Raw genomic sequence first — 24,568 nt, 5'->3', positions numbered from 1 at the left:
GCAGCGGTTCGCGCCGGGGCGCGGGCCACAGCAGGCCGACGGCGATCACCGACGCCGCCCCGGCCAGCAGCCAGCCCGCGAGCCGGTCGGGCAGCGCGCTCACCGGGGCGGGCAGCGTCACCGGCAGCACGAAGGCGACCAGCAGCGCGGTCGAGGCGCTGGCCAGCACCGAGCTGACGACCCCGGCGAACAGGACGAGGAAACCGACGACGAGGGTGACCAGGACGGCCGGCCACGTCGTCCGCGACGCGAGCGTCCCGACGGTCACCAGGACCGCGCCCGCCGCCACCAGCCCGGTCTGCGCGGCGAGCCGTTGGCTCATGGCGCCGCTGAAGTCGACGAAGAGCAGGCCGGACAGCGCGCCGAACGAGGCGAAGGTGGCCATGGCCGGGTTGCCGACGACCTTGTCGCACAGGGCGAACAGGGCGGGCATGACGATCGCGGCGCGTCCGGCGCGGCGCAGCGCGGACAGGTCCGCGTCGCGGGTGCGGAGCCGGTTCAGGACGTTCAGCACGGCGGCGCCCCGTGTCGTCGTGCCCGCCGCGCGGCGTCCGGTTCTGTGGTCATCAGCAGAGCATCGCACTGCGTACGGCCGCCCGCGGGCCCCCGTCGCGGGGTGTCGGGTCATACGCTGCGGAAGTGAATCTTCCCACCGCCGAGAGCGTGCGCGCGCTGCACGAGAAGTACGCTCCGACCCGCGAGTCCCTGTCCCTCGTCCGCACCCACTGCGAGATCGTGGCGCGGATCGCCCTCGACCTGGCCGCGCGTTCGCCCGAGCCGGTCGACACCGGGCTCGTCGAGACCGGTGCGCTCCTGCACGACATCGGTGTCTACCGGCTGGGCGACGACGCGTACGTCCGGCACGGTGTGCTCGGCCATGAACTGCTGCGCGCGGAGGGCCTGCCGGAGGAACTGTGCCGTTTCGCCTCCCACCACACCGGTGTCGGGCTGACGCGCGCCGACATCGAGCGGCAGCGGCTGCCCATCCCGCCCGGTGAGTACGTCGCCGGGTCCGTCGAGGAGCGGCTGGTGATGTACGCGGACAAGTTCCACTCCAAGTCCAGCCCGCCGAAGTTCCTGGACGCCGCCGCGTACGCCGGGAAGGTGGCGCGGTTCGGCCCGGACAAGGTGGTCGCGTTCCGTGCGCTGGTCACCGAATTCGGTGAGCCGGACCTCGAACCGCTGATCGCCGAGTACGGGCACCGCGTCCGGCGCGGTGACGTGCAAAGGACCTGACCGCGGGGTGTGCCGGGACGGCGGCCGGCCGGACGCCGTGCGGGGCTCGCCGGGGGCGCATGGCAAACTCACCGGGGTCGCCGACGCGGCGCCGTACGTTCCGCTTTCCGGGACGGCCGGGGCGGGCACGACGTCGGCGGCGCGATGTCGCGGTGCGGAAGTAGGTGTGGCGATGCTGGCGGAGACGGTCTTCCGCAGCGAGGACCTGGCGGTCGAGGACCGATTCGACGCCTGGCGCGAGTGCATGAACCGTACGCACGCCCCGATGCGGCTGGAGAGCGAGTGCGCGGCCGACTTCACGGCGCATCAGCGGCTGATCGGGCTGGGCGCGGTGTCGGTCTGGCCCGCGACCTTCGAGCAACTGGTCTTCCTGCGCACCCCGAAGCTGATCCGGCAGTCCGACCCCGAGGTCTACCACCTCTCGCTCCTGCTGAGCGGTGAGGCCGGGGTGACCTGGGGCCGGGAGGAGAACTCCTACGCCGCGTTCGACATCCACACCAACGACTCCTCGCGGCCGTACGAGATCTGGACCGGGCACGGGTCGATCTCCTCGGTGGGCGTCGAAATCCCCAAGGTGCTGCTGCCGCTTCCGCAGCACCGGCTGGACAAGGTGATCGGGCGGCACATCACCGGACGCGAGGGCGTGGGCGCGCTGCTCGCGCAGTTCCTCACCCAGCTCGCCGCGGACACCGTGCCGTACGCGCCCTCCGACGGTCCTCGGCTGGGCGCCGTGCTGGTCGACCTCGTGGCGGCGCTCCTCGCGCACGCCCTGGACGCCGAGGCGGCGCTGACGCCGGAGACGCGGACCCGGGCGCTCACCTTGCGGGTGAAGTCCTTCATCCGCCAGAATCTGCACGACCCGGAGCTGACGCCTCGTCATATCGCCGCGGTGCACCACATTTCGCGCAGTTACCTGCACCGGCTCTTCCAGGCGGAGGCCGAGACCGTCGCCTCGTACATACGCCGCTTGCGGCTGGAGGGCGCGCGTCGCGACCTCGCCGATCCGGCGCTGCTGGAGACGCCGATCCATCTCATCGCCGCCCGCTGGGGCTTTCCGCGGGCGGCCGACTTCAGCCGCGCCTACCGCGCCGTGCACGGAGCGGCGCCCACCGACCACCGGCAGCAGTCCGTACGTCCGCGTGCGGGTTCCTAGGGCGTGTCCGCAAAGTCTCGTCCGGCGGCCGGTGTGGACGCATTGCCAAGACGTCAGGCGACCGGCTGCTAACGACAGGCCGGCGCCATGACCGGCAGGCTGGCCCGTGCACGCCCCCGGTCGGGCCCGTCACCCGCGGACCCCGGCCACGGGGCGGCCCGCCCGTCGCCCGTGAGGGCGGTCCACCACGGGCGGTTCGCCGACAGACAGGAACCGATCATGCGCATCGACCCGCCGAAGGCCGCCCGCCGCCGCGCCAACTGGGTGCCGTTGCACGACGACGAGACCTAGGCGGTCGCGGTCCGGGTGACAGGGGCGGGAGCCACGGGGGTGTTCCCGCCCCTCGCCATGCCGTCGCCGGACGGTTTGTGTTATCCGGCCGCGTCCCACGGGGTCTCCGACGTGTACCGATGCACGTGGCACGGCTGGAGGCGGCACGATGGGACGCAGGCGGCGGACGAGATCCGTACGGGGCTGGTGGGGGCTGGTCGTGGCCGCCGTGGTCGCGAGCGGGGTGGTCTACTCCTGGCCGTCCTCGCCGGGCGGTGACGGCTCCGCGAGTACGGAGGCGGTGACGCGCCAGGCCGCGGCTTCGGCTCCGGCGGCCCCGACCGTGTCCGGGTCGCCTTCGGCCTCCGCGCCCCGCGCGACCGCCTCGCCGTCGCCGACCGCGCGCCCCTCGCACCGGCCGAGTCCCAAGCCGTCGTCGCCGAAACCGTCCGCGCCGAAGTCAGCGGCGGCCGGGGGCGGTTCGGGCGGCGGGCGGACGATCACCGTCGTCAACCGTACGCAGGAGACGGTGTGGGCGATCGTCACCGGCACCGCCGCGTATCCGAACGGCCGTGAGCTGCGGCCGGGGCAGAGCACGTCCCTCACCGTGGGCAACAAGTGGGGCGGCCGGATCTGGGGCCGTACCGGCTGCGCGTCCGGCGGCCAGGGCGCGTGTCTGACCGGGGACTGCACGTCGCAGTGCGCGGGCGCCAACCCGCCCACCACACTGGGTGAGTTCACCTTCGACGCGTACGCGGGGCTCGACTTCTACGACGTGAGCATGGTCGACGGCGCGAATCTGCCGATGTACATCAACATCTCGCACACCGTGACCGCCGATCCGGTGAGTGCGACGGGCTGTTACAAGGGCGCGTGCACCAAGCCGGTGGACTGCCCCAGCGCCATGCGGGCCATGTCGGGCGGCCAGGTCGTCGGCTGCAAGCCGCCGTGCGCGGCCTTCGGCGGGGACACCTACTGCTGCCAGGGCGCGTGGGCCGGGCGGGAGAACTGCGTGCCGTCGAAGTGGCCGGTGGACTACACGCAGGTGTTCAAGAAGGCCGCGCCGTACGCCTATTCGTACGCCTTCGACGACGCGGCGACGATGTCGTGCAAGGGGCGGTGCGACTACCGGGTGACCTTCGGCGTCACCTGAGACGCGCGCGGGGCCTCACCCCACCTCTCCCCCAGAAAGTCCTTCAGCAGTTGGGTGACGGCGGCGGGCCGTTCCATGCTGGGCAGGTGTCCGGCCCAGGGCAGTTCGAGGTGGCCGGCGTCGGCGAGCAGTCCGGGCAGCCGGGCGGCGATCCGCCGGAAGTCCGCCAGGTCGTGGGCGCCGGAGACGACGAGGGACGGCGCCCGTACCGCCGCGAGGTCGCACGGCGGGCGGAGCTGGTCGAACTCCGCGGCGGCGAGCTGCACTTCGTAGGCGTTCCGCTGCTGGACGCGTACGGCCTGCCGGGTGGCCTCGTCGCCCTCGGGGCCGATCCAGGTCTCGACCATCAGCTCGACGGCGCCCGCGAGGTCGCCCGCCGCCAGCAGCGCCTCCTCGCGTTCGTCCAGCGCGTCGAGCTCGGCGGAGGCTTCGTGCCCGGCCATTCCCGGACACAGCAGCACCGTCGCGGCGACCCGCTCGGGGTGGCGCGCGGCGATCTCCAGCGAGGTCTTGCCGCCGTAGGAGGAGCCGACGAGCGCCGCCTGCCCGATGCCGAGCGCGTCGAGGAGCCCGATCACGTCGTCGGCGTTGTTGTACGGCGCGTCCGGCGCGGGGGTCAGGCCGAAGCCGCGCAGGTCGGGGCGGACCACGCGGTAACCCGCGTTGACCAGCGGCTGCCACTGCGGGTCCCACATCCGCCGGTCGCAGATCCCGGCGTGCAGGAGTACCAGTGCGGGGCCGTCGCCCGCCGTGTCGTGAGAGAGAGTCATCCGGCAGACGGTACGCACCGCGCCGCGTGATTCCCTCCGGTTTTCGCCCTCCGCGACGAGGGCCGCGCATCCCGATGGGGGTGCGCGGCCCTCGCGTGATTCGGCGTATCCGTCGGTCAGTTGGGGTTCTCGGCGTTCGTGAGGGTCTCCCAGGCCACGAAGAGGTTGTTGGAACCCGCCGGCCGGTTGTTCTGCGTGAGGGTCTGCGTGTTGGTCATCGCGACCCCGCGCCGGGTGTGCAGCGCGTTGAATCCGGTCTCGGTGATCGGGCCGAGGCCGCGGTTGACACTGCCGTTGCACAGCCAGCTCGGCGGCGCCGTACCCAGTTCGTACTTGGACTGGAAGCCGAGCGCCTGCCGCAGCCGCTCGCCGACGTCCGTGCCGTACAGGTCGTCGCCCTGGATGCGGCTGGTCTCGGCGATGTGCGAGATCGCGGAGATGCCGTAGCCGGTGTGCGTGAAGTCGCGGCAGGTCTCCTGGGTCAGCCCGTCGACGAAGGTGGACTGGCCCTGCCAGTAACTGACGATCTTGGCCTTGGTGTCGAGGTTCTGGCTCGGCACCGTCTTGGGCAGCGCTCCGTCCGCGGCGATGTAGACATAGGCCGCCGCGCGGGTGCGGAATTTGGCCATCGCCTTGTCGTAGTCGGTCTTGTCGTCGAGGAAGACGGAGATGCCGACGGCGGCCTCCATCATCGACAGCTCCCAGTTGCCGTTGCTGTTCGAGCCGTTGATGATCTCGGGCAGGTAGACGTTGCGGAGCATGGTGCCGAAGCGCCCGGCGTTCGGCCAGCCGCCGGTGTAGGTCGACTTGATGATGTCGGCGGCCTTGGGCCATGACGAGCCCGCCCAGCCGGTCTGCAACGGGGCGTTGCTGTTGGTGTGCTGGGTGATCGTCGCCGACCACGCGTCCATCAGCTTGATGGACTCCTGCGCGTAGCGCGCGTCACGGGTGAAGTACCAGGCCAGGGCGTCGGTGTAGGCCGCTATCGCGTCCTCTCGCTCGTCCGTGCAGCCGTTGTTGGGGTTGGAGTACGAGCCGCACTCGACGTTCGCACGCGGCTTGGGCGTACGGGTCAGCGAGGCGTATGAGCTGGCCATCATCTGGTTGTACGCGCTCTTCCACGGCTCGGCGTTGGCCTGCACCTTGGCGCGGGCGAAGTCGAGCTGGGCGGCGGAGACGGTCACTCCGGGGTGGACGAAGGCGGCCGGTGCGGCGCTGGCGCGCTGGGCGCCTCCGGGCCAGGCGGAGAAACCGGTTACAAGGGCCGCAGCCGCACAGGCGGCGGTGACCAGCAGAACAGGACGCCGTACGCGGCGGCGGTGGCGCGCGGGCGAGGGCGTGGGGGTGCCTGCCATGCGGTGACCATCCGATCTTGAGTGGGGGCTGTTCGCGAGCGGGGCGTTCCCGGGTGTGCGCGTTGGTGAGCGCGTGTTCCCCGGCGTGCACCCGCATGTTCTTGAGTGTGAACTGAGCTTGCATTTCTGAACACTTGACTGACCGCAGACCATAGGTACGGACTAATCCCTCCGTCAAGCCCCTGCGCCGGGCGGGCGGCGTCATCGACGAAGAAAACGGTTCCACTCGTTTCGGGGCCGGGAAAGTGTTGTCCGGCATGTCCGCTCCTGCGCCGGTTCGGATCTCTTTCGCGCACCGGTCGGAGCGGCGACGGGCTTCTCGACGTCCGGCTGCGAGAATTTTTCGGAGCTGGCCGAAATTCGATGGGCCGCCGATGTCAAGAAGCCGTCCGCGGCTCCGACTGTGTGGTGCACGGACCCGGAAGGGGTTCGGCGTACGGCACACACGTACGACATACGCGCGGGGCATCCGTGGATGGCGTCCGCGCGGGACGAAGGAGTAGCGATGAAGTTTCTGCTGATCATGCACATGAACCCGGCGGTGTGGAACGCGCTGACCGAGGAGGAGCGCAACGAGGTCATGGGCGGCCACGACGCCTTCATCAACACGGTCACCGAGTCCGGCGAGATGATCCTCACGCAGGGCCTGGCCGACATCTCGCAGAGCGCCGTCGTGCGGGTACGCGATGGGCAGCGGGTCGTCACCGACGGGCCGTACCTGGAGACCAAGGAGTACCTCGGCGGCTTCTACCTGATCGACTGCGAGAACCGAGAGCGCGCTCTGGATCTCGCCGCGATGATCCCCGACGCGAAGGTGGAGGGCCTGGGCATCGAGGTGCGCCAGGTGATGTTCTCCAGTGGACAATTGGAGATGTGAGCACCGACACCGTGACCGAGGACCTGCTGCGCGAGCTGACGCCGCAGGTCCTCGGTGTGCTGGTCCGCAGGCACGGCCAGTTCGAGGAGTGCGAGGACGCCGTGCAGGAGGCGGTGCTCGCCGCGGCCGTGACGTGGCCGGCCGACGGTGTGCCGGAGCATCCGCGCGGCTGGCTGATCACCGCGGCCTCCCGCCGGCTGATCGACCAGATCCGCGGCGACCACGCCCGCAGGGCGCGGGAGACGGCCGCGGCGGCCCGGTCCCCCGAGCGGGAGGCGGGCGTCAGCCCTGGTCCCGGCGGGGACGGCGCGCCGGAGGGTGACGACACCCTGATACTGCTGTTCCTGTGCTGCCACCCGGCGCTGACGCCCGGCTCGCAGACCGCCCTGACACTGCGCGCGGTCGGCGGTCTGACCACGGCGGAGATCGCCCGCGCGTTCCTGGTGCCCGAGGCCACCATGGCCGTACGGATCAGCCGGGCCAAGCAGCGGATCAAGGCGGCGGGCAGCCGCTTCACCCTGCCGGAGGCACGTGAGCGCGAGGAGCGGCTGCGGGTCGTCCTGCACGTGCTGTACCTGATCTTCAACGAGGGCTACACCGCGTCCTCCGGGGCCGCGCTGCACCGCGCCGACCTCGCCCACGAGGCGATCCGGCTGACCCGTATGGTCGATCGGCTGCTGCCCGAGGACGGCGAGGTCGCCGGTCTGCTCGCCCTCATGCTCCTCACCGACGCGCGCCGCGCCGCCAGGACCGGTCCCGGCGGCGACCTGATCCCGCTGGACGAGCAGGACCGTACGCTCTGGGACGCCGGCCTGATCGCCGAGGGCACCGCTTTGATCAGTACGGCCATGGCCCGCTCGGCGCTCGGGCCGTATCAGCTCCAGGCCGCCATCGCCGCGACGCACGCCGCCGCGGAACGCACCGAGGACACCGACTGGCACCAGGTGCACACCCTGTACAAGATCCTGGAGCGGATCGCGCCCAACCCGATGGTCACCCTCAACCGCGCCGTCGCCCTCGCCGAGGTCCAGGGGCCGCAGGCCGGGCTCGACCTGCTGGCCACCCTGGACGACGACGCCCGCGTCGAGGGCCACCACCGGCTCCACGTCGTCCGCGCACATCTCCTGGAGCGCTCCGGCGACCTCCCGGCCGCCCGCGAGCACTATCTCCTCGCCGCCCGCGGCACGGCCAGCCTCACCGAGCGCCGCTTCCTGGAGTCACGCGCGAGCCGTCTGAAGCCGGGCGCGCACTGAGCGGGTGACAGCGGGGTACGGCGACCGCGTACCGACGGGCGGGCCAGCGCTCGGGGGTCAGCGCTCGGGCGTCAGTGCTCGGCCGGGGGCGGCGCGGTGTCCGTCGAGGGGGTCAGGCGGAGGGTGACGATCTCGAACGGCCGCAGGCGCAGGGCCACGGCGCCGTCGCGGATCTCGGCGGGCGGCTGGTCGGCCAGCGGGCGTTCCAGCAGGTCGCAGGGGGTGGCGGCGCGAAGGGCGAAGCCAGGGGTCAGGGTGGTGCGGGTCCGGGCGCCGTGGGCTTCGTAGAGGCGTACGACGATGTCGCCGCTCGCGTCGTCGGCGAGCTTCACGGCGCTGACGACGACGCCCTCCTGGTCGACCGTCGCCAGCGGGTCGACCGCGGTGGCGCCCGGCACGCGGCGCTCGGGCAGGTGGATGGCGTACCCCTCGCGGACGGCGTCGCCGATGGACGCGCCGGGAAGCAGGGCGTAGCGGAAGCGGTGGACGCCCTGGTCCGTCTGCGGGTCCGGGAAGCGGGGCGCGCGCAGCAGGGACAGGCGCACGGTGACGGCGGCGCCGGGGGCGCTGCCGCCGGTGGAGCGGGTGACGTCGTGGCCGTAGGTGGAGTCGGTGACCAGGGCCACGCCCCAGTCGGGCTCGGCGAGGTGCAGGAACCGGTGGTTGCACGCCTCGAAACGGGCGGCGTCCCAACTGGTGTTGGTGTGGGTGGGCCGGTAGACGTGGCCGAACTGGGTCTCGGCCGCGTAGCGGTCGGCGTGGACGTCGAGCGGGAAGGCCACCTTCAGGAACTTCTCCGTCTCGCGCCAGTCGACCTCGGTGGAGACGTCGAGGCGCTTGTGCCCGGCGGTGAGGGTGAGGTCCTGCACGGCGCGCGAGAGGCTGAACGAACGCTCGACCCGGACGGTGACGGCGTGGGCCGTCGCGGCGGTCACCTCGACGCGGTCGGCCGCGGTCAGGTCGGTGACGGTGTTGCGGTAGTACGCGTCCACGTCCCAGGCGTCCCACATGTTGGGGAAGTCGGGGTGGAGCTGGAGCAGGTTGGCCGGGCGTCCCTCGGGGAGGGTCTCGCGGTCCGCGGCGAGGTCGTGGACCGACACCACCAGCCCGCGGTCGTCGATCTCGACCCGCAGCAGGCCGTTGTCCAGTACGTGGCCGCCGCCGGGGCGGGCCGAAGCGGTGACCGTCCCGTCGGCGCCGGTGTCGGCGACGCGCGCGGCGCCCCCTGCCGGGACACCGCCGCGGGCGTGCGGGGCCGCGTTGAAGACCAGGGCCCCCTCTCCGTCCTGCGACGGCGCGCCAGCCAGGGCGAGTTGGGCGGCGTCGATGATCGACCGCAGCTCCACCGCGAGGGCGGCGTACGTCGCCTCGGCCTCGCGGTGCACCCACGCGATGGACGAGCCGGGCAGGATGTCGTGGAACTGGTGCAGCAGCACCGTCTTCCAGATCCGGTCCAACTCCTGGTACGGGTACGGCGATCCGGCCCGTACGGCGGCGGTCGCGGACCACAGCTCCGCCTCGCGCAGCAGATGCTCGCTGCGGCGGTTGCCCTGCTTGGTGCCGGCCTGGCTGGTCAGCGTGCCGCGGTGCAGTTCGAGGTACAACTCCCCGACCCAGACCGGCGGTTCCGGGTACTCGGCGCGGGCCTTGGCGAAGAACTCCGCCGGGGACTCCCACTCCACCCGGGCCGAACCCTCCAGGTCGCGCAGCCGGGCGGCCTTGGCGATCATCTCGCGGGTCGTGCCACCGCCGCCGTCGCCCAGCCCGGTCGGCGCCAGCGACCGCCCGGCCATGCCCTTCTCCCTGAAGTTGCGGGCGGCGTGGGCGACTTCGCGGCCTTCCAGGCCCGCGTTGTAGGTGTCCATCGGCGGGAAGTGCGTGAAGACCCGGCTGCCGTCGATGCCCTCCCAGGCGAAGGTGTGGTGCGGGAAGGAGTTGGTACGGCTCCAGGAGATCTTCTGGGTCAGCAGCGCACTCGACCCGGACGCCCGGATGATCTGCGGCAGCCCGGCCGCGAAGCCGAAGGTGTCCGGCAGCCAGACCTCGTCGCTCTCGATGCCGAACTCGTCCAGGAAGAACCTCTTGCCGTGCACGAACTGACGGGCCATCGCCTCGGAGCCGGGCATGTTCGTGTCCGACTCGACCCACATTCCGCCGGTGGGCACGAACCGCCCGTCGGCGACGGCCTGTCGGACCCGGGCGTAGACCTCGGGGCGGTGCTCCTTGATCCAGGCGTACTGCTGTGCCTGGGACATGGTGTAGACGAAGTCGGGCTCGTCCTCAATGAGGGCCGTCATGTTCGCGGTGGTGCGGGCCACCTTGCGGACGGTCTCGCGCAGCGGCCACAGCCACGCGGAGTCGATGTGCGCGTGACCCACCGCGCTGATCCGGTGGGCCGAGGCGTGCGCGGGCGCGGCCAGTACGTCGGCCAGCAGGGCTCGGGCCGCCTCGGCGGTGCCGCCCACGTCCTGGAGGTTGATCGCGTCGAGCGCCCGTTCCACCGCGCGCAGGATGTCCCAGCGGCGGGCCGAGTCGGCGGGCAGCTCCGGCATCAGCTCGCCCAGCACTTCGAGGTCCTGCACGAGTTCCCAGACCGTGCGGTCGAGCACGGCCAGGTCCATCCGGCCCAGGACGTACTGCGGCGCGCGGCCCGCCGTCTCCTTGTCGCCCAAAGCGGTCGGGCGGAAGGGCGGGTTGTCCAGCACGATCGGGTTGGCGGCGGCCTCGACGTGCAGCAGGATCTGCTCGCCACCGGTGACGGGATCGCCGACACGCACCCACTGATTGCGCGGGTTCAGGCCCTTCACCGGGGTACCGTCCGGCCGGTAGACCAGGCCCTCGCACTGGAAACCGGGGGTGTCCCGCTCGAAGCCGAGGTCCAGCAGCGCCTCGACGGTGCGGCCCGCCCACGCCTCGGGCACGGTGCCGCTGACGGTGAGCCAGCTCGTCCCCCACGGCGGACCCCACGGCTCGCCGGGCGCGATCGGCCCGCGGGCCGCGGCGATGCCTTCGGCCACCGGGACCGGCTCGTCGGGCGCGTCCCAGATGCCGACGGTCAGCGGCACCCGTTCCCCGTACACCGCGGGGCGGATGCGCTCGTTGAGGACGCGTTCCAGGCGGGACTCGATGAGGCTGCGGTCGTCGTGCATGTACGGGCTCCGGGGTGTGGTGGGCGGCCGGGTCGAATGGCTGACGGGCGGGGCGGAGACGGGCGGGGCGGAGACGGGCGGGGCGGAGACGGGCGGTGCTCGGCGGGCGGCGGGATCGCAAGGCTCCGGGCGGACAACGCGCATGTTCCCAGGGCACGTTGGGCGCGCGGCGCGCGGCTAGGACACCTCCGGGCCGCGGTCCTCACCGTGGGCGATGATCGTGGTGCGCACCACGACCCGGCGCGGCGGCAGCGCTCCGGCGCCCTGGCGGGCCAGGCGCTCGCCGAGCAACTGGGCGGCGCGGCGCCCGATCTCGTCGGGGTCGTAGTCCACCACCAGCACCGGCACGCTGAGCACGTCGGCGAGGTCGAAGTCGTCGAACCCCGCGAGCGTCGCGCCGGCGCCGTGGTGCCGCAACGCCCGGTACGCGCCCAGGGTGTTGCGGTTGTTGGTGCAGAACACCGCGGTGGGCGGGGCGGGCAGCGCGAGCAGTTCGGCCGCCGCCGCCTCGGCCGAGGCGAGATCCTCCTGGCCGCGCTTGACCAACGCGTCGTCGGGGTCGATGCCCGCCTCGTGGAGGGCCGCGCTGTAGCCGCGGTAGCGCTCGGAACCGGTGTACACCGACGGCGGGTTGCCGAGGAAGCCGATCCTGCGGTGTCCGGCCGCCAGCAGTCGGCTGGTCGCCGCGTACGCGCCGCCGAAGTCGTCGACCAGGACGCAGTCCGCCTCGAAACCGGCCGGGGGCCGGGCGACGGTGACCACCGGCAGGGAGGTGGGCAACTCCTCGGCCAGATACGCCTGGTCGGCCCCCGCCGGTACGAGGATCACGCCGTCGACCCGGCGCGCGGAGAAGTCCCGGACGGCGTCGCGCTCGCGGCCCGCGTCTCCGGCCGTGTTGGTGATCATCACCCGCAGGCCCTCCTCGGCGACCGCCACCTCGATGCCGAGCGCGAGCCGGGCGTAGAAGGGGTTGGCGAGGTTCGTGACGATCAGGCCGATGGTGCCGGTGCCCTGTCCGTGCCGGAAGTTGCGGGCCAGAGCGTTGGGCCGGTAGCCGAGCTGCCGTACCGCGGCCTCGACGCGTGCGCGTTTGCCCGCCGACACGCCGGTGTCGCCGCGCAGGACGCGGGACACGGTCATCGCGCTGACCTCGGCGAGGGTGGCGACCTGTTTCATGGTCGGTGGTGCGGTGGTGAGCGGCGCGCCGGCCACGGTGGTCTCCCTCTCGGCTCGTTGACTAGAGAATAGAGGCATCGTTGTCTTCCGGAACCTCGGCCGCGTACCGCGCCGCGCCGATCAGCCCGGCTTCGGCCGGCCGGGCCGCGGGCAGCGGCGGCGGGAGGTCCGCGGGGAGCCCCGCGCTCAGTGCCGGGCCGATCAGGTCCCAGGAGCCGGTCATCGAACCGCCCACCACGAGCGCGGTGGCACCGAAGCGGCGCAGCCACGGGTCCAGGGTCTCACCGAGGACGGCGAAGGCGTCGTCCAGCACCCGCCGGGCGGCGCCGTCCCCGCCCCTGGCCTCGGCCGCGATCTCCCGTACGTCCAGGTCGCGCCCCGACGCCTGCCGGTAGGCCGCGATCAGGGCCCGCCGGGACACCCGGTCCTCCAGCGGGGCGCCGTGGTGGGTGAGCAGGTCGGCGCGGCCTTCCGGCGGTACGGTCGGGCCGTCGTTGACGGCCGCGCCGTCGTGCAGGAAGGCGGAGCCGACGCCGGTTCCGAGCGTGATGCCGACGACCCTGGCGTGTCCGCGTCCCGCGCCCTCCGCCCACTCGCCGCGCAGGAACGCCTCCGCGTCGTTGAGGAAGACCACACCGGTGCGGGACGGCAGACCGGCCCGCAGCAGAGCGCCGAGGTCGGTGCCTTCGAGCGCGTCGAATTTGCCGACGCCCCGGTAGCGGGCGATGCCCCGGGCGTAGTCGAACGGGCCGGGCAGCGCGACGCCCCAGCGGGCGGGGGGCGCCGGCGGCAGGGCGTGGGCGGCGCGCAGCACGGTGGCGGTGATCCGGTCGGCGCCCGCGTGGCCGTCGAGGGGTTCGCGGTGGGAGGCGAGCACCCGGGAGCGCGCGCCGCCGAGCCGCACGAGGGCGGCGGTCACATGCGTGCCGCCGATCTCCAGGACGGGGACCGACCGGCCCGGGTCCGCGCCCCTGGCGTCGGTGTCCGCGCCGTCCTGCGCACCGGAGTTCGCCTGCGTCCCGGCGCCGGGACGGACGTCTCCCCCGGCGCCGGTGCTCCCTCCACGCTCGCTCACTTCACGAACGCTTTCACGATCCTGGTCTCGCCCGCACCCGTGCCGGTCAGGGTGTACGCGCCGACCGCGGCCGGTATGACCAGTGTCTCGGCGTATCCCAGACGGTGCCGCGCGCCGGATTCGGTGCGGACCACGACGCCCTCGCCCTCGACGACGTTGATCACGTGGAAGCGGCCTTCGGTGCTGTCCGGGGCGGTGACGGCGCCCTGGACGGAGAGCCGGTGGACCACGAAGAACATCTCGGGGAGCTGCCCGATGACCTCCTCGCGCCAGCCGTCGCCCTTGCGCACCGCCTGCGGGGCCTGGACGAGGTCCCGGCCGACGGCCTCACCGGTCCGCTCGGTGTCGAGGTTGCGGAAGGCGTGCTCGACGTGGACGGCGCGCTGCCGGTCCTGGGCGTCGCGGCGCAGCCAGTCGTAGAACCGCAGCGAGTAGAGGTACGGGGTGGCGCTGACCTCCAGCACGACATTGCCCTTGCCGCTGCCGTGCGGGGTGCCGCCGGGGATGAGGAAGAGCTGGTGCGGGGTGGCGGGGAAGGTCTGCACGAACTCCTCGATGGCGAAGGCGTTCCCGCCGGAGTCGGCGTCGTGGGCCCGGCCGCGGAATTCCTCGACGTCGGCGTCGCCGCGCAGGCCGAGGTAGACGGTGTTCTGCTCGCTGCCGACCATCAGGTAGTACGTCTCGTGCTGGGTGTACGGCCAGCCGAAGACGTCCTTCATGTAGTCCGGCCGCGGGTGGCAGTGCACGGAGAGATTTCCGCCGGCCACGGTGTCGAGGTAGTCGAAGCGGATGGGGAAGGAACTGCCGAACATGTCGTGGACGCGCGGGCCCATGACCCGTTCGGGGTGCAGCGCCACGAGGAGCTGGAAGGGGATCTCGACCTGGGCGGTGTCGTCGCCGATGAGGATCCCGGACTCGGGTGCGATGAGTTCGTAGCCGAGCGCGGTGTTCGGGCCCTCGGGGTGGAAGCCGAGTTCGCGGCGGGCCCACTGGCCGCCCCACGGCGTGGTGTTGAAGGTCGGGCGGGTACGGAAGGGGCGGCCGGTGAGGTCCGCGGCGCTGGCGCGCAGGGCGGCGCCGCTCAGTGACACCGGCCCCGCGGGGTCCTGGAGGTCCAGCCAGCGGTCGATGCGGTGGGCGAGGCCGTCGCGGTGCCGGTCGAGGACCGGCCAGTCGATGTAGAACAGCCGACGATTGCGCGCCGTGCCCTCCCGCTGCCCGAGGTTGGTAACGGTACCGGCGGTGACGGCCGCCTCGGCGTACCGCTTGGGCAGATCCGCGTACCAGAGGACGTCGTGTGCGACGAGCGCGGCGCCGGGGCCGTAGACGACGGTGAGTCCGTCGCCGGCCTCCGGGGTGGGCAACGGGCCGAAGAAGTCGGCGAGAGTCGCCTCGGACAAGGCGGCGAAGTGCGGGTCGTCGGCCAGCGGTCCTGACGCGCCGAGCGCTTCGATCTCCGACCAGGGGGCCAGGTGGGAGCGGATGTCCACAAAGGACAGACCGGGGCCGGCCGCCCCGAGGCCCGCGCGCACGGCGTCCCAGTCGAGCGCCCATGGGCCGTCCACCGCCAGGACGCCTCTGGGCTCCGGCAGTTCGGCCAGGGCCGCCTCCCAGCCGCGCCGGGCCCATGCCCCGACGGCGTCGTAGCGCGGATTGGGCTGGTAGGGCAGGCCACTGCCGTCGTGGTGCACGGGGACACCTTTCGTCGTTCGGGTCACTCAGTACGGTATCGGTACCATAACCCATTGCCAGCGATCGGCCTCGATCGGTCGACCATCAATGGCATCCCACGCGGCATTTTCGGGTTTCCGGCAGATGAACCCTTGCCACCCCTCATTGTTACCGTTACCTTCAAGGCGGTCGTGCACCCGGCGGCTGTTTCCAGCCGGGGTCGCACAGGACGGCAGATGACGGAAGGACAGGTCGATGCAACCTGGCCGCGCTGATGACAGGGCGGAGCCCGACGGCTCGACGAGCCCCCCAGACGGTCCCACCCGCCGCGGAGTGCTGGCCGGCGCCGGGGGCCTCGCACTGGCGGCGGCGCTCGCCGGCTGCGCCCGGGGCAGTTCCACCACGAGCGTGCCCGGCGCGGCGAATCTCTACAACGACAACGCCACCTGGTCCGACGGCTACAAGAAGGCCGGCGCGGTGCTCAAGCGGATCAGCGGTTACGACCTGCGCCCGCTGTCCAACGCCTCCACCACCTCCTACCAGGAGGTGGTCCACACCTCGGTACAGACCAACCGGGCCGCCGACGTCGTCAAGTGGGCGTCGGGCTATCCGCTGTACTCGCTGGCACGCTCCGGCGGGCTGACCGAACTCGGCGCCCCGTGGGAGGCCGCGGTCCAGCGCGGCTGGGTCTCCACCGAGCTGAAACCGGCGGTCAGTTACGAGGGCAAGGTGTACGGCATCCCGCTGTACCAGTCGTCGTACGTGTTCTTCTACGCCAAGCCGGTGTTCACCAAGTACGGACTCCACGAGCCGGCCACCTGGGCGGAGTTCACCCACAACGCCGAGGTGCTGAAGAAGAACGGTGTGACGCCGTTCCTCGCCACGCAGAACGGCGTCTGGCCGGCGTTCGAGTGGTTCGAGGAACTGGTCAGCAAGATCGACCCGGACTTCTACACACGGCTCGTCAACGGACAGGCGAAGTACACCGACGACACCGCGGTGGAGGCGCTGACGCTCTGGCGGGACTTCTACGCCAAGGGCTGGATGACCGCGCCCGACTTCGACGGCGCCAACGGCCCGGCGCGGATGAAGGCCGGGAAGCTGGCGATGTTCCTGCACGGCACCTGGGAGTCGGCCGCGATCGGCGCCGCCGGGCTCACACCGGGCACCGACTACGGCGCGTTCATCATGCCCACGGTGCACGACGGCACCAAGCCGTCGGTGATCGCCGAGTCGGGGGTCTTCGCGGTGCCGAGCCGCGCCGCCAACCACGACGGCGGGATCGCCGCCGTCTCCCACTGGCTGGACCCGAGGGTGCAGCGGGTGTGGTCGGACTTCCTCCAGGACAGCTCGGCGAACCCGACGGTGCCCGCGTCCAATCCGGTGATCGAGGGCGTGCAGCAGGACATCAAGCGCAATCGCCGGACCCTGCTCACCCGCTACAACGAGGCGAGTCCGCCCAATCTGATCCAGGGGAACATCCTCGACCTGGGCAATTTCATGATCCATCCCAGCGCGGTCCGCTCGACGCTCGGCTCGATGCAAAAGCGCGCGGACAAGGAATGGGACATCTGGCGGAAGGGCGGCTCATGAGTGTGACGACCGATTCGATCCGTGCGCGGCGCGGGCTGCCGAGCGGCGGTCCGAAGCCGCCGCCCGCGGCGAAGGGACGGACCGCGGCGCAGCTCAAGGAACGGCTGATGGCCGGCGGTTTCCTGCTGCCCGCCGCCTTGTTGGTGACCGCGGTCCTGCTCGCGCCGTTCTGCTACACGCTCTATCGCAGCTTCTTCAGCGACTACACCCACTCGACCTTCAACGGGTTCGCCAACTACCGCGCCTTCTTCACCGACCCGAACCTGCTCAAGTCCCTGGAGAACACCCTGATGTGGGTGGTGGGCGCGATCGTGCTGCCCACCGGCATGGGTCTGCTGATCGCGATGCTCACCGACGCGACCCGGTGGAGCCGCGCGGCCCGGCTCGCGGTGACCATCCCGTACGCGATCTCCGGTTCCGCGGTCGCGGTGGTGTGGAATTTCATGCTCACCAGCGACGGAGCGGTGAACGGCGCGCTCAGGGGGCTTCATCTGGGCGGCCTGACCGGCACCTGGCTGCTGAGCTGGCCCGGCAACACGATCGTGATGATCATCGCGAGTTCATGGCAGGCGACCGGCGTCGCGGTGATCCTCTTCATGGTCGGACTCCAGGGCATCGCGCCGGACACGCTGGAGGCGGCGGCGCTCGACGGCGCCGGGCCGTGGGCGCGGTTCCGCCATATCGTCCTGCCGCAGTTGCGTCCGGTGTCGATCATCGTCATCGGGATGAGCCTGGTGAACGGGCTCAAGGCGTTCGACCTGATCTTCGTCCTCACCCAGGGCGGTCCCGGCCGGGCCACCGAGACGCTGGCGGTGTCCATGTACCAGGAGACCTTCCTGTTCCTGCGGCCGGGCGCGGGCGCCGCCATCGCCGTACTGCTGACGGTCATCGTGCTGCTGGCGTCCTGGACGTATCTGCGCCGCCAAGTACCGACCCAGGGCAAGGTGTGACATGAGCAGAGTCATCCGCAACACCGTCGTCGTCCTGGTGGCGCTGCTCTGGTTCGTGCCGACGTATCTGCTGCTGGTCAACGGGCTGACGTCGGTGGGGAGTTACTCGGGCAGCCCGCGCTGGTACCCCAACAGCTTCGGTCTGTTCTCCAACATCCGCGCGGCGTGGAATCTCGCCGACCTCGGTCCCGCCATGGCCAACAGCCTCTACTACGCGGTGGCCAGTTCGGCCGGCGCCGTACTGCTGGCCTCGCTGGCCGCGTTCGCCGCCGCGATCATGCCGGTACGGCGCCGCGCCCTGTGGTTCTGGCTGATCTACGCGGGCACCCTGCTGCCGCTCCAGGTCTTCCTGCGCCCGCTGTTCCTGGCGTACGCCAACACCGGTCTGTACGACACCCAGATGGGCATGGTGATCATCTACGTCGCGATCGCCATCCCGTTCGCCTTCTTCGTGCTGCGGAACTTCGCGGCCACGCTGCCGTCCGAGGTGATCGAGGCGGCCCGGCTGGACGGCGCTTCCTGGTGGCGGCTGTTCTGGAGCATCTACGTGCCGCTGTCGAAGTCCGCGATGGTCGCCGCCTTCGTCTTCCAGTTCGTCGCCGTCTGGAACGACCTGCTGTTCGGCATCACGCTGGCCACCAGCCGCAACATCCGGCCGATCATGGCGGCCCTGGCCGACCTCCAGGGCAACTACTCCAACGTGGGTCCGCCGGTGGTGCTGGCCGGCGCGCTGGTGGTGTCGCTGCCCACCGTCGTCATCTTCTTCCTCTCCCAGCGGTTCTTCGTCTCCAGCCTCAAACTCAACGCCTGACAGGGAGTCCTGCCATGACAACAGCGCGTACCGCCCGCCGGGCCGGTCTGCTGCTGACCGCGCTGGCCACCGCCGCGGCCGGTCTACTCGCCGCCCCCGTCGCGCACGCCGAGGGCCATCGCACCACCGACTGGGCCGGACGCGCCGAGGCGAGCTACCAAGCGCTCCAGCGCGACCTCTATCTCGGCCCCGCGGGCCACAAGCTGTACCGGGAGACCACCCCGGCGGCGCCGGACGGCAACCCCTACTCGTACCTGTGGGAGTTCCGCGAGGCCACCCAGGCCACGGTCTATCTGCGGAACATCCCGCACAACGCGGGCCGGTACAGCACGGACGTCGCGGACCGTTTCGCCGCCCTCCCGCAGTACGCGGCCACCGATCCGGCCCGTCCCGGATACGACTCCTACCCGTCCGCCCCGCTGGGCACCGGCGGAGACCTGTTCTTCGACGACAACGCGGTGGTCGGCCTGTCGTTCCTCACGCAGTACCGGGCCGACGGCGACCGGGCGATGCTGGCCAAGGCCCGCGCGGCGTTCACCACCGACACCCGCGCCTGGGACGACGATCCCGCCAAGACCTGCCCCGGCGGCATGCACTGGGTCGAGACCGACGCCAACACCATCAGGGCGGCGAACGTGACCGGCCTGTTCGCGCAACTGTCCGCCGGCCTCTACCAGATCACCAGGGAACCGACGTATCTGGACTGGGCGCGCAAGGCGTACGACTGGAACAGGACCTGCCTCCGGCAGTCCCCCGGCCTCTACCAGAACGACCGGGACGACAACGGCACCGTCAACACGACGCTGTGGACGTACAACTCGGGCGCGATGATCGGCACCGCCACCGAGCTGTACCGCGCGACCGGCCGCCGCGCGTACCTCGACGAGGCGGTGCGCGACGCCGACGGCGCCCTCGCCTACTGGACCGCGGACGACCGGCTGTACAGCCAGCCGGCCATCTTCAACTCCTTCCTCTTCCAGGACCTGCTCCTGCTGGACTCCCAGCGCCACGACCCGCGGTACCGCCAGGTCCTCAGCGACTACGCCGACCGGCTGTGGGCGGAGAACCGGGACCCGGCAACGGGGCTGTTCCGCTTCCAGGCGAGCAACGGCGGCGCCCCCGACCCCGCGCAGCCAATCGCCACGCTCAACCAGTCCGCCGCAGTCCAGCTCTTCTCGCTGCTGGCGTGGGACCCCAGGGACTACGACCGCACCACCTGACGGCGACCGCGCCCGCCCCCGTCCCCGTCCCCGTCTCACCGCACACCCCACGCCAAGGAAGCACGCATCCGATGACCTCAGGTCACACCCGCCCCTCGTGGTGGGACTCCACCATCGCCCGTGACGCGCTGCGCGACGGCGCCGTCGCCCATGTCCACCAGCACGGCGGGACGACGGTCCGGCTGTCCCCCGAGCCGTTGTTGCGGCGCGCCGCGTCGGGCGGGCTGACCCAGTCGGTCCGGGTCGACGTCGATCCGGCCCCGCGGACGCCTCTCACCCACGCGGTGCTGCGGTCCGCCGACGGCGCCCCGGTCGACTGCGAGGTGATCGACGGTCCTGCCGGCGCGGTACGGGTGCTGGTGCCGGAGGTCGACGCGGAGGTGTCCGCGACGCTCGACCTGCCGGGGCTCGGGCTTTCCGAGCCGCTGCCGTTGACCTTGCGCCCGCAGCGGCACTGGACCGTGCACCTGGTGCAGCACGCGCACCTGGACATCGGCTACACCGACCCGCAGGGCACCGTGCTGGCCGAGGGCCGCGCGGCGCTCGACACCTGCCTTGAGCTGATCCGGGCCACCGACGACTGGCCGGAACCGGCGCGCTACCGCTGGTCGGTGGAGGGCCTGTCGACCTTCACCGACTGGGCCGCGCACCGGCCGCCGGGGCAGGTCGCCGAATTCGTCCGGCGGATTCACGAGGGCCGGATCGAGCTGACCGCGCTGCCGTTCAACCTGCACAGCGAGACCTGCTCGGTGGACGAACTGCACGAGCTGCTGCGGGACGCGGTCGACCTCCGGGAACGTCACGGGGTGTCCCTCACCACCGCGATGCAGACCGACGTGCCGGGCCAGGTGGTCGGTCTCCAGGACGCGCTCGTCGAACACGGCGTCCGCGGCCTGTCGGTGGCGCACAACTGGGCCGGGCGGGCCGTCCCGCACCTGGTCGGCGGGGCGCGGCTGCCGCGGCTGTTCCGCTGGCGTGCCTCCGACGAACGCTCGCTGCTGGTGTGGCGGACCGACACTCCGCACGGGCTGGCGTACATGGAGGGCTCGATCATCGGCTTCGACGAGTCCGCGGCGGCCGTCGACGACCTCTTCCCCGCGTATCTGACGGCGCTGGCCGCCCATCCGGTGCCGCACCAGGGCAAGGGCGTCCCCGGCTACCCGATCCTGGACGCCCCTTACGAGGCGGACCCGTATCCGTGGGACCTGCTGCACCTGCGGGTGCTGGGCACCTTCGCCGACAACGGGCCGCCGCGGCTGGTGGCCGCCGAGACCGTACGGCGCTGGAACGAGACGTGGGCCTACCCCCACCTGCGGCTCTCCCGGCACGAGGACTTCTTCGCCGACGCCGAAGCCCGCCTGGGCGACCGGCTGGAGACGTTCGAGGGCGACTGGTCGGACTGGTGGGTGGACGGGGTCGGCTCCGGGGCGGCGCCGATGGCGATGAACCGCGCCGCCCAGTCCGCGCTCACCGACGCCCAGACGCTGGACGCGCTGGCCGGGCTGCGCGGCGCCGAGGGCGGACCGGCCCCGGCCGCGGACACCGCCGACGTCTACCGGGCGGCGTCCCTGTTCAACGAGCACACCTGGGGCGCGGGCGACCCCTGGACGTACGGCTGCCGGGGGCACCAGTCCGGGGAACGGCAGTGGCACTGGAAGTACGGGCAGGCCGTGCGGGCCCATGACGGGGCCCTCGCGCTGCTGGAGCGGGCCGGGCACCGGCTCGGTTCCGCGCTGCCGGTGGGCGCGGGCGTCCGTGCCAGCTTCCATGTCGTCAACACCCGCGGCCGGACGCGCACCGACATGGTCCGCTTCTTCCTGCCGGAGAGCGTGCTGCCGCTGGACCGCCCGGTCCGGGTGACGGACGGCCGCGACGGCCGCGACCTGCCGGTGGTCTGCGAGCCGCAGAGCAATCCGCTGCACCGGGCCGCCGGACGCCATCTGCACGTGACGGTGGCGGACGTGCCGCCGCTGGGTACGGTCCGGCTGGACGTCACGGAGGCCGAACCGGCTTCGGTTGAGGATGACGTGGCGGACAGCGCCGTGCCGGACAGCGCCGTGCTGGAGAACGACTTCCTGGCCGTCCGGGTCGATCTGCGCCGCAGCCGTATCGCGTCCGTCGTGGACAAGGCCACCGGCGCCGAACTCGTCGCGGACGACGCGGTGTTCGGCTTCAACGGATACGTCTACGACCAGTACGCGACGGCCGGCGGCTTCAACCACCAGTCGAGCAAGACCGTCGCCGACGACTCCATGCACCTGCTGGCCGGGCGCGAGGTGGCACCCGCGTCCGTACTGGTGGAGCGCACCTCCTCGGCGGTGGCGGAGACCCTGGTGTACGAGTGCGTGCCGCCGGGCGCGGCCCGGCTCCGCACCACGGTCACACTGCCGCACGGCGTCGCCCGGCTCGACATCGCCAACCATCTGGCGAAACCCGCCACCATGACGAAGGAGAGCGCCTTCTTCGCCTTCCCCTTCGCGCTCGACGCCCCGGTGGTCCGGATGGAGGCCAGCGGCGGCGCCGTCGGCACCGGCCTGCCGCTGATCCCCGGTTCCGCGCTGCACATGCGGGCGATCCGCCGCTGGGTCACGCTCGCGGAGGGCGACACCGCCGTGGGCTGGGCCACCCATGACGCGCCGCTCCTCCAGCACGGCAACATCGCCGTCCCGTACGTGCCCTACCCGCCGTCGGTGCCCGGCCAGGAGCCGGGGACGCTGTACTCCTGGGTCCACAACAACATCTGGGACACCAACTTCCCCAGCCAGCAGTCCTTCGAGCAGACCTTCCGCTACAGCGTGGCGGTGCGCCGATACGGTGACCCGGCGTCGGCGTCGGCGCTGGGCATGCGCGCCTCCGACCCCGGCCACCCGCTGCTCGCGGTACGGGCCACGGGCGCCGTCGGCGGTGACACGGCCGAGACGTCCCTCGTCTCGGTGGACCACCCGGACGTCCGGGTGGTGGGGCTGCTTCCCCAGGAGCCCGACGCGTTCCTGATCCGCCTCCAGTCCTTCGCCGACGAACCGGTGACAGCGGACGTGGCGCTGACCGCGCCGTACACCGCCGCGCTGCGCTGCTCCTACCTCGGCGAGAACGGCGAGCCGGTCGCTCCGCGGCCGGACGGCACGCTCCGGGTACGGATCGCCGCCGGAGGCACGGCGGCGCTGCTGGTGATCACGGAACCCTGACCGGCCGCGCTCGACCGACACTCCCCCGCCCGCGGGCTCGCGGGCGGGGAGGTCTGCCGTTGGCCTGCTCGCGCAGAATCCGGGCTCAGCCGTTGACCTCCTCGGAGAAGTAGAGGAAGGCGCCCAGCCCGTGGAAGTCGTTCGTGGCCTGGGAGCGGGCGATGTAGTACGCGTAGTCCCCGACATTGGTGCCGACCGAGATCGAGGTCAGATACGTCAGGCCGTCGCTGTGCAGCGAGATCCGGTCCAATTCGCCGCGCTTTCCGGCGTCCACCGTGGCCTGGTAGGTGGCGGCCGGGACGTATCCGCGCTTGATCGCCGCGTCGGCGGTCAGGGTGAACATCGCCGAGCACGACGTCTCGGTCCAGTTCCCCGCGCTGCTCCCCTTGTCCACGACCTGGAACCACCGTCCGCTGGCCGGGTCCTGGTAGGCGGCGATGCCGCGCACCAGATTGCGTACGGTCGCGGTCAACTGGGCCCGCAGCGGGTGGTCGGCCGGGATCAGGTCGAGGATCTCGGTGGCGGCGACGCCGTACCAGCCCACGGCGCGGCACCAGTATTCGGAGGACAGGCCGCTGTTCGGGTCGGACCAGGTCGCCGTCCTGGACGCGTCGTAGGCGTGCTTCAGCAGCCCGTTCGCCTGTTGCAGATGGCTGGCGTAGACCACGAGCTGCTTGGCCGCGATGTCGTAGGACTGCGCGCTGTCGCCGATGTACTTGCCGTACTGCGCCATGAACGGGTCGGCCATGAAGGTGCCGTCGGACCAGAGCTGGTTGGCGCGGTCGGCGCTGTTGGCGTGCCAGAAGCCGCCGTCACTCGTGGTCGGGTATCCGGCGCCGGGGAGCAGCCGGTCGTGGATCTGTTTGGCGGCCAGGCCGTACTTGGACTCGCCGGTCTCGCGGTACAGGGCGATCATCACCTGTCCCGGCATCATGCTGTCCAGGCTGTTGAAGGTGATGTCGATGTGCCCCGAGGCGTCCACGAAGCGGTCGGCCCACGCCTTGATGTACGCGATCAGGGCCGCCCGGCGCGCGGGGTCCGCGGTGTGCTGGGCGACCTGGTACTGCCCCATCAGGTAGAGGGCGACCGGGTAGCTCCAGCCGCCGACGGTCGCCGGGGTGTACCGCTGCATGGTGGAGTCGACCAGCGCGTTGGCCCAGTCCGTGCTCTGCGGGTCGGAGACGGTCAGCGAGTCGAGGTTGGGCAGGCCGCCCGCCGTGGTGCCGGTCACGCGGATCGCGTTGGTTCCCGCCCGCAGCGTCACCGGTATCCGGGTGACGGCCCAGGTGTTCCAGTCCGTGGTCGCGGCGAAGGCCGGTGTGGAGATCACCGTGCCGTTGACGCTGACGGTGCCGGCGCGTCCCGCCCCCGTCCCGTTCGCGTAGCGCAGGGCCAGCGCGAAGCCGCCCGCGGCCGGCGCGCTCACGCTGAACTCGACGTAGGCGCCCGCCTCGTTGGCGGTGTTGACGAAGCCGGTCCCGGTGTATCCCAGGTGGTCGCGGTCCACCGTGCCGTGGAAGACGGTGGCGTTCTCCGCCTCGTAGAGCGATGACGCCGCGTGCGCCGAGCCCGACGTCACGCCGTAACTCGCGACGAGCATGCCGATCACCACTGCTAAAGCCCTCATGCGCATGTGCGACTTCCTTATCTCGCGGGCCGACGGGCCGCTGG

At 71.8% G+C, this 24,568-nt stretch carries 18 protein-coding genes and 1 pseudogene; 10 read left to right on the top strand and 9 right to left on the bottom strand.

Annotated elements, in window-relative coordinates:
- Positions 1–514 (bottom strand): annotated as a pseudogene (locus tag BGM09_RS04510) (FUSC family protein); the annotation flags it as partial.
- A 125-nt stretch (positions 515–639) separates the two neighbouring features.
- On the opposite strand from BGM09_RS04510, the gene BGM09_RS04505 reads away from it, so the two are divergent.
- Together BGM09_RS04505 and BGM09_RS04500 are read left to right on the top strand one after the other, a co-directional pair.
- Entirely contained in the window at positions 640–1,236 is a 597-nt protein-coding gene (locus tag BGM09_RS04505) for an HD domain-containing protein (protein ID WP_188280069.1), read from the top strand.
- A gap of 172 nt (positions 1,237–1,408) precedes the next feature.
- A complete protein-coding gene (locus BGM09_RS04500; RefSeq protein WP_188280068.1) occupies positions 1,409–2,389 on the top strand; it encodes a helix-turn-helix domain-containing protein in 981 nt (326 codons plus the stop codon).
- A gap of 519 nt (positions 2,390–2,908) precedes the next feature.
- Here BGM09_RS04500 and BGM09_RS38750 read toward each other — a convergent pair.
- Entirely contained in the window at positions 2,909–3,205 is a 297-nt protein-coding gene (locus tag BGM09_RS38750; RefSeq protein ID WP_317452527.1) for a hypothetical protein, read from the bottom strand.
- Between BGM09_RS38750 and BGM09_RS38745 the strand changes: the two genes are divergently transcribed.
- Complete coding sequence (locus BGM09_RS38745) at positions 3,189–3,812, top strand: thaumatin family protein (RefSeq protein WP_317452526.1); 624 nt, start codon at positions 3,189–3,191, stop codon at positions 3,810–3,812. The genes BGM09_RS38750 and BGM09_RS38745 overlap by 17 nt on opposite strands.
- Here BGM09_RS38745 and BGM09_RS04490 read toward each other — a convergent pair.
- Together BGM09_RS04490 and BGM09_RS04485 are read right to left on the bottom strand one after the other, a co-directional pair.
- Complete coding sequence (locus BGM09_RS04490; protein ID WP_188280066.1) at positions 3,785–4,582, bottom strand: alpha/beta fold hydrolase; 798 nt, start codon at positions 4,580–4,582, stop codon at positions 3,785–3,787. The genes BGM09_RS38745 and BGM09_RS04490 overlap by 28 nt on opposite strands.
- 116 nt (positions 4,583–4,698) lie before the next feature.
- The gene (locus BGM09_RS04485; RefSeq protein ID WP_188280065.1) at positions 4,699–5,937 is read right to left on the bottom strand and encodes an alginate lyase family protein; all 1,239 of its coding nucleotides are present in this window, start codon (positions 5,935–5,937) and stop codon (positions 4,699–4,701) included.
- A 505-nt stretch (positions 5,938–6,442) separates the two neighbouring features.
- Between BGM09_RS04485 and BGM09_RS37410 the strand changes: the two genes are divergently transcribed.
- Both BGM09_RS37410 and BGM09_RS04480 read left to right on the top strand, forming a co-directional pair.
- A complete protein-coding gene (locus BGM09_RS37410; protein ID WP_223186292.1) occupies positions 6,443–6,814 on the top strand; it encodes a YciI family protein in 372 nt (123 codons plus the stop codon).
- Positions 6,811–8,067: an RNA polymerase sigma factor gene (locus BGM09_RS04480; RefSeq protein WP_317452525.1), complete on the top strand. Its 1,257-nt coding sequence runs from the start codon at positions 6,811–6,813 to the stop codon at positions 8,065–8,067. Before BGM09_RS37410 ends, BGM09_RS04480 begins: the two co-directional genes overlap by 4 nt.
- A gap of 71 nt (positions 8,068–8,138) precedes the next feature.
- Here BGM09_RS04480 and BGM09_RS04475 read toward each other — a convergent pair whose 3' ends face one another.
- From BGM09_RS04475 to BGM09_RS04460, 4 genes are all read right to left on the bottom strand, one after another.
- Entirely contained in the window at positions 8,139–11,216 is a 3,078-nt protein-coding gene (locus BGM09_RS04475) for an alpha-mannosidase (protein ID WP_188280063.1), read from the bottom strand.
- 177 nt (positions 11,217–11,393) lie between these two features.
- Positions 11,394–12,392 carry a LacI family DNA-binding transcriptional regulator gene (locus BGM09_RS04470; protein WP_188280080.1) on the bottom strand — a complete coding sequence of 333 codons (999 nt, stop codon included), beginning with the start codon at positions 12,390–12,392 and terminating at the stop codon, positions 11,394–11,396.
- A gap of 61 nt (positions 12,393–12,453) precedes the next feature.
- The gene (locus BGM09_RS04465; RefSeq protein WP_317452524.1) at positions 12,454–13,467 is read right to left on the bottom strand and encodes an ROK family protein; all 1,014 of its coding nucleotides are present in this window, start codon (positions 13,465–13,467) and stop codon (positions 12,454–12,456) included.
- Positions 13,464–15,158: a class I mannose-6-phosphate isomerase gene (locus BGM09_RS04460; protein WP_317452523.1), complete on the bottom strand. Its 1,695-nt coding sequence runs from the start codon at positions 15,156–15,158 to the stop codon at positions 13,464–13,466. The genes BGM09_RS04465 and BGM09_RS04460 overlap by 4 nt, the downstream gene beginning before the upstream one ends.
- A gap of 235 nt (positions 15,159–15,393) precedes the next feature.
- Between BGM09_RS04460 and BGM09_RS04455 the strand changes: the two genes are divergently transcribed.
- From BGM09_RS04455 to BGM09_RS04435, 5 genes are all read left to right on the top strand, one after another.
- Positions 15,394–16,731, top strand: coding sequence for an ABC transporter substrate-binding protein (locus BGM09_RS04455; RefSeq protein ID WP_188280062.1), 1,338 nt, complete (start codon positions 15,394–15,396; stop codon positions 16,729–16,731).
- Positions 16,728–17,681 (top strand): carbohydrate ABC transporter permease, encoded by a 954-nt coding sequence (locus BGM09_RS04450; RefSeq protein WP_188280061.1) that lies wholly within the window; start codon positions 16,728–16,730, stop codon positions 17,679–17,681. Before BGM09_RS04455 ends, BGM09_RS04450 begins: the two co-directional genes overlap by 4 nt.
- 1 nt (position 17,682) lies before the next feature.
- Positions 17,683–18,492, top strand: a complete 810-nt coding sequence (locus tag BGM09_RS04445) for a carbohydrate ABC transporter permease (protein WP_188280060.1) — start codon at positions 17,683–17,685, stop codon at positions 18,490–18,492.
- Between the two features lie 14 nt (positions 18,493–18,506).
- Complete coding sequence (locus BGM09_RS04440) at positions 18,507–19,712, top strand: glycoside hydrolase family 76 protein (protein ID WP_188280059.1); 1,206 nt, start codon at positions 18,507–18,509, stop codon at positions 19,710–19,712.
- 71 nt (positions 19,713–19,783) lie between these two features.
- Entirely contained in the window at positions 19,784–22,897 is a 3,114-nt protein-coding gene (locus BGM09_RS04435) for a glycoside hydrolase family 38 C-terminal domain-containing protein (protein ID WP_188280058.1), read from the top strand.
- Positions 22,898–22,982: 85 nt separating this feature from the next.
- On the opposite strand, the gene BGM09_RS04430 is transcribed toward BGM09_RS04435, so the two are convergent.
- Positions 22,983–24,524: a glycoside hydrolase family 88 protein gene (locus BGM09_RS04430; protein WP_188280057.1), complete on the bottom strand. Its 1,542-nt coding sequence runs from the start codon at positions 24,522–24,524 to the stop codon at positions 22,983–22,985.
- Positions 24,525–24,568: the final 44 nt, after the last annotated feature.

This window comes from Streptomyces sp. CBMA29, from assembly GCF_014596445.1.
Classification (GTDB): Bacteria; Actinomycetota; Actinomycetes; order Streptomycetales; family Streptomycetaceae; genus Actinacidiphila.
Note: the sequence above shows the minus strand (reverse complement) of the source record. Positions and strands in the feature narration are given on the sequence as shown.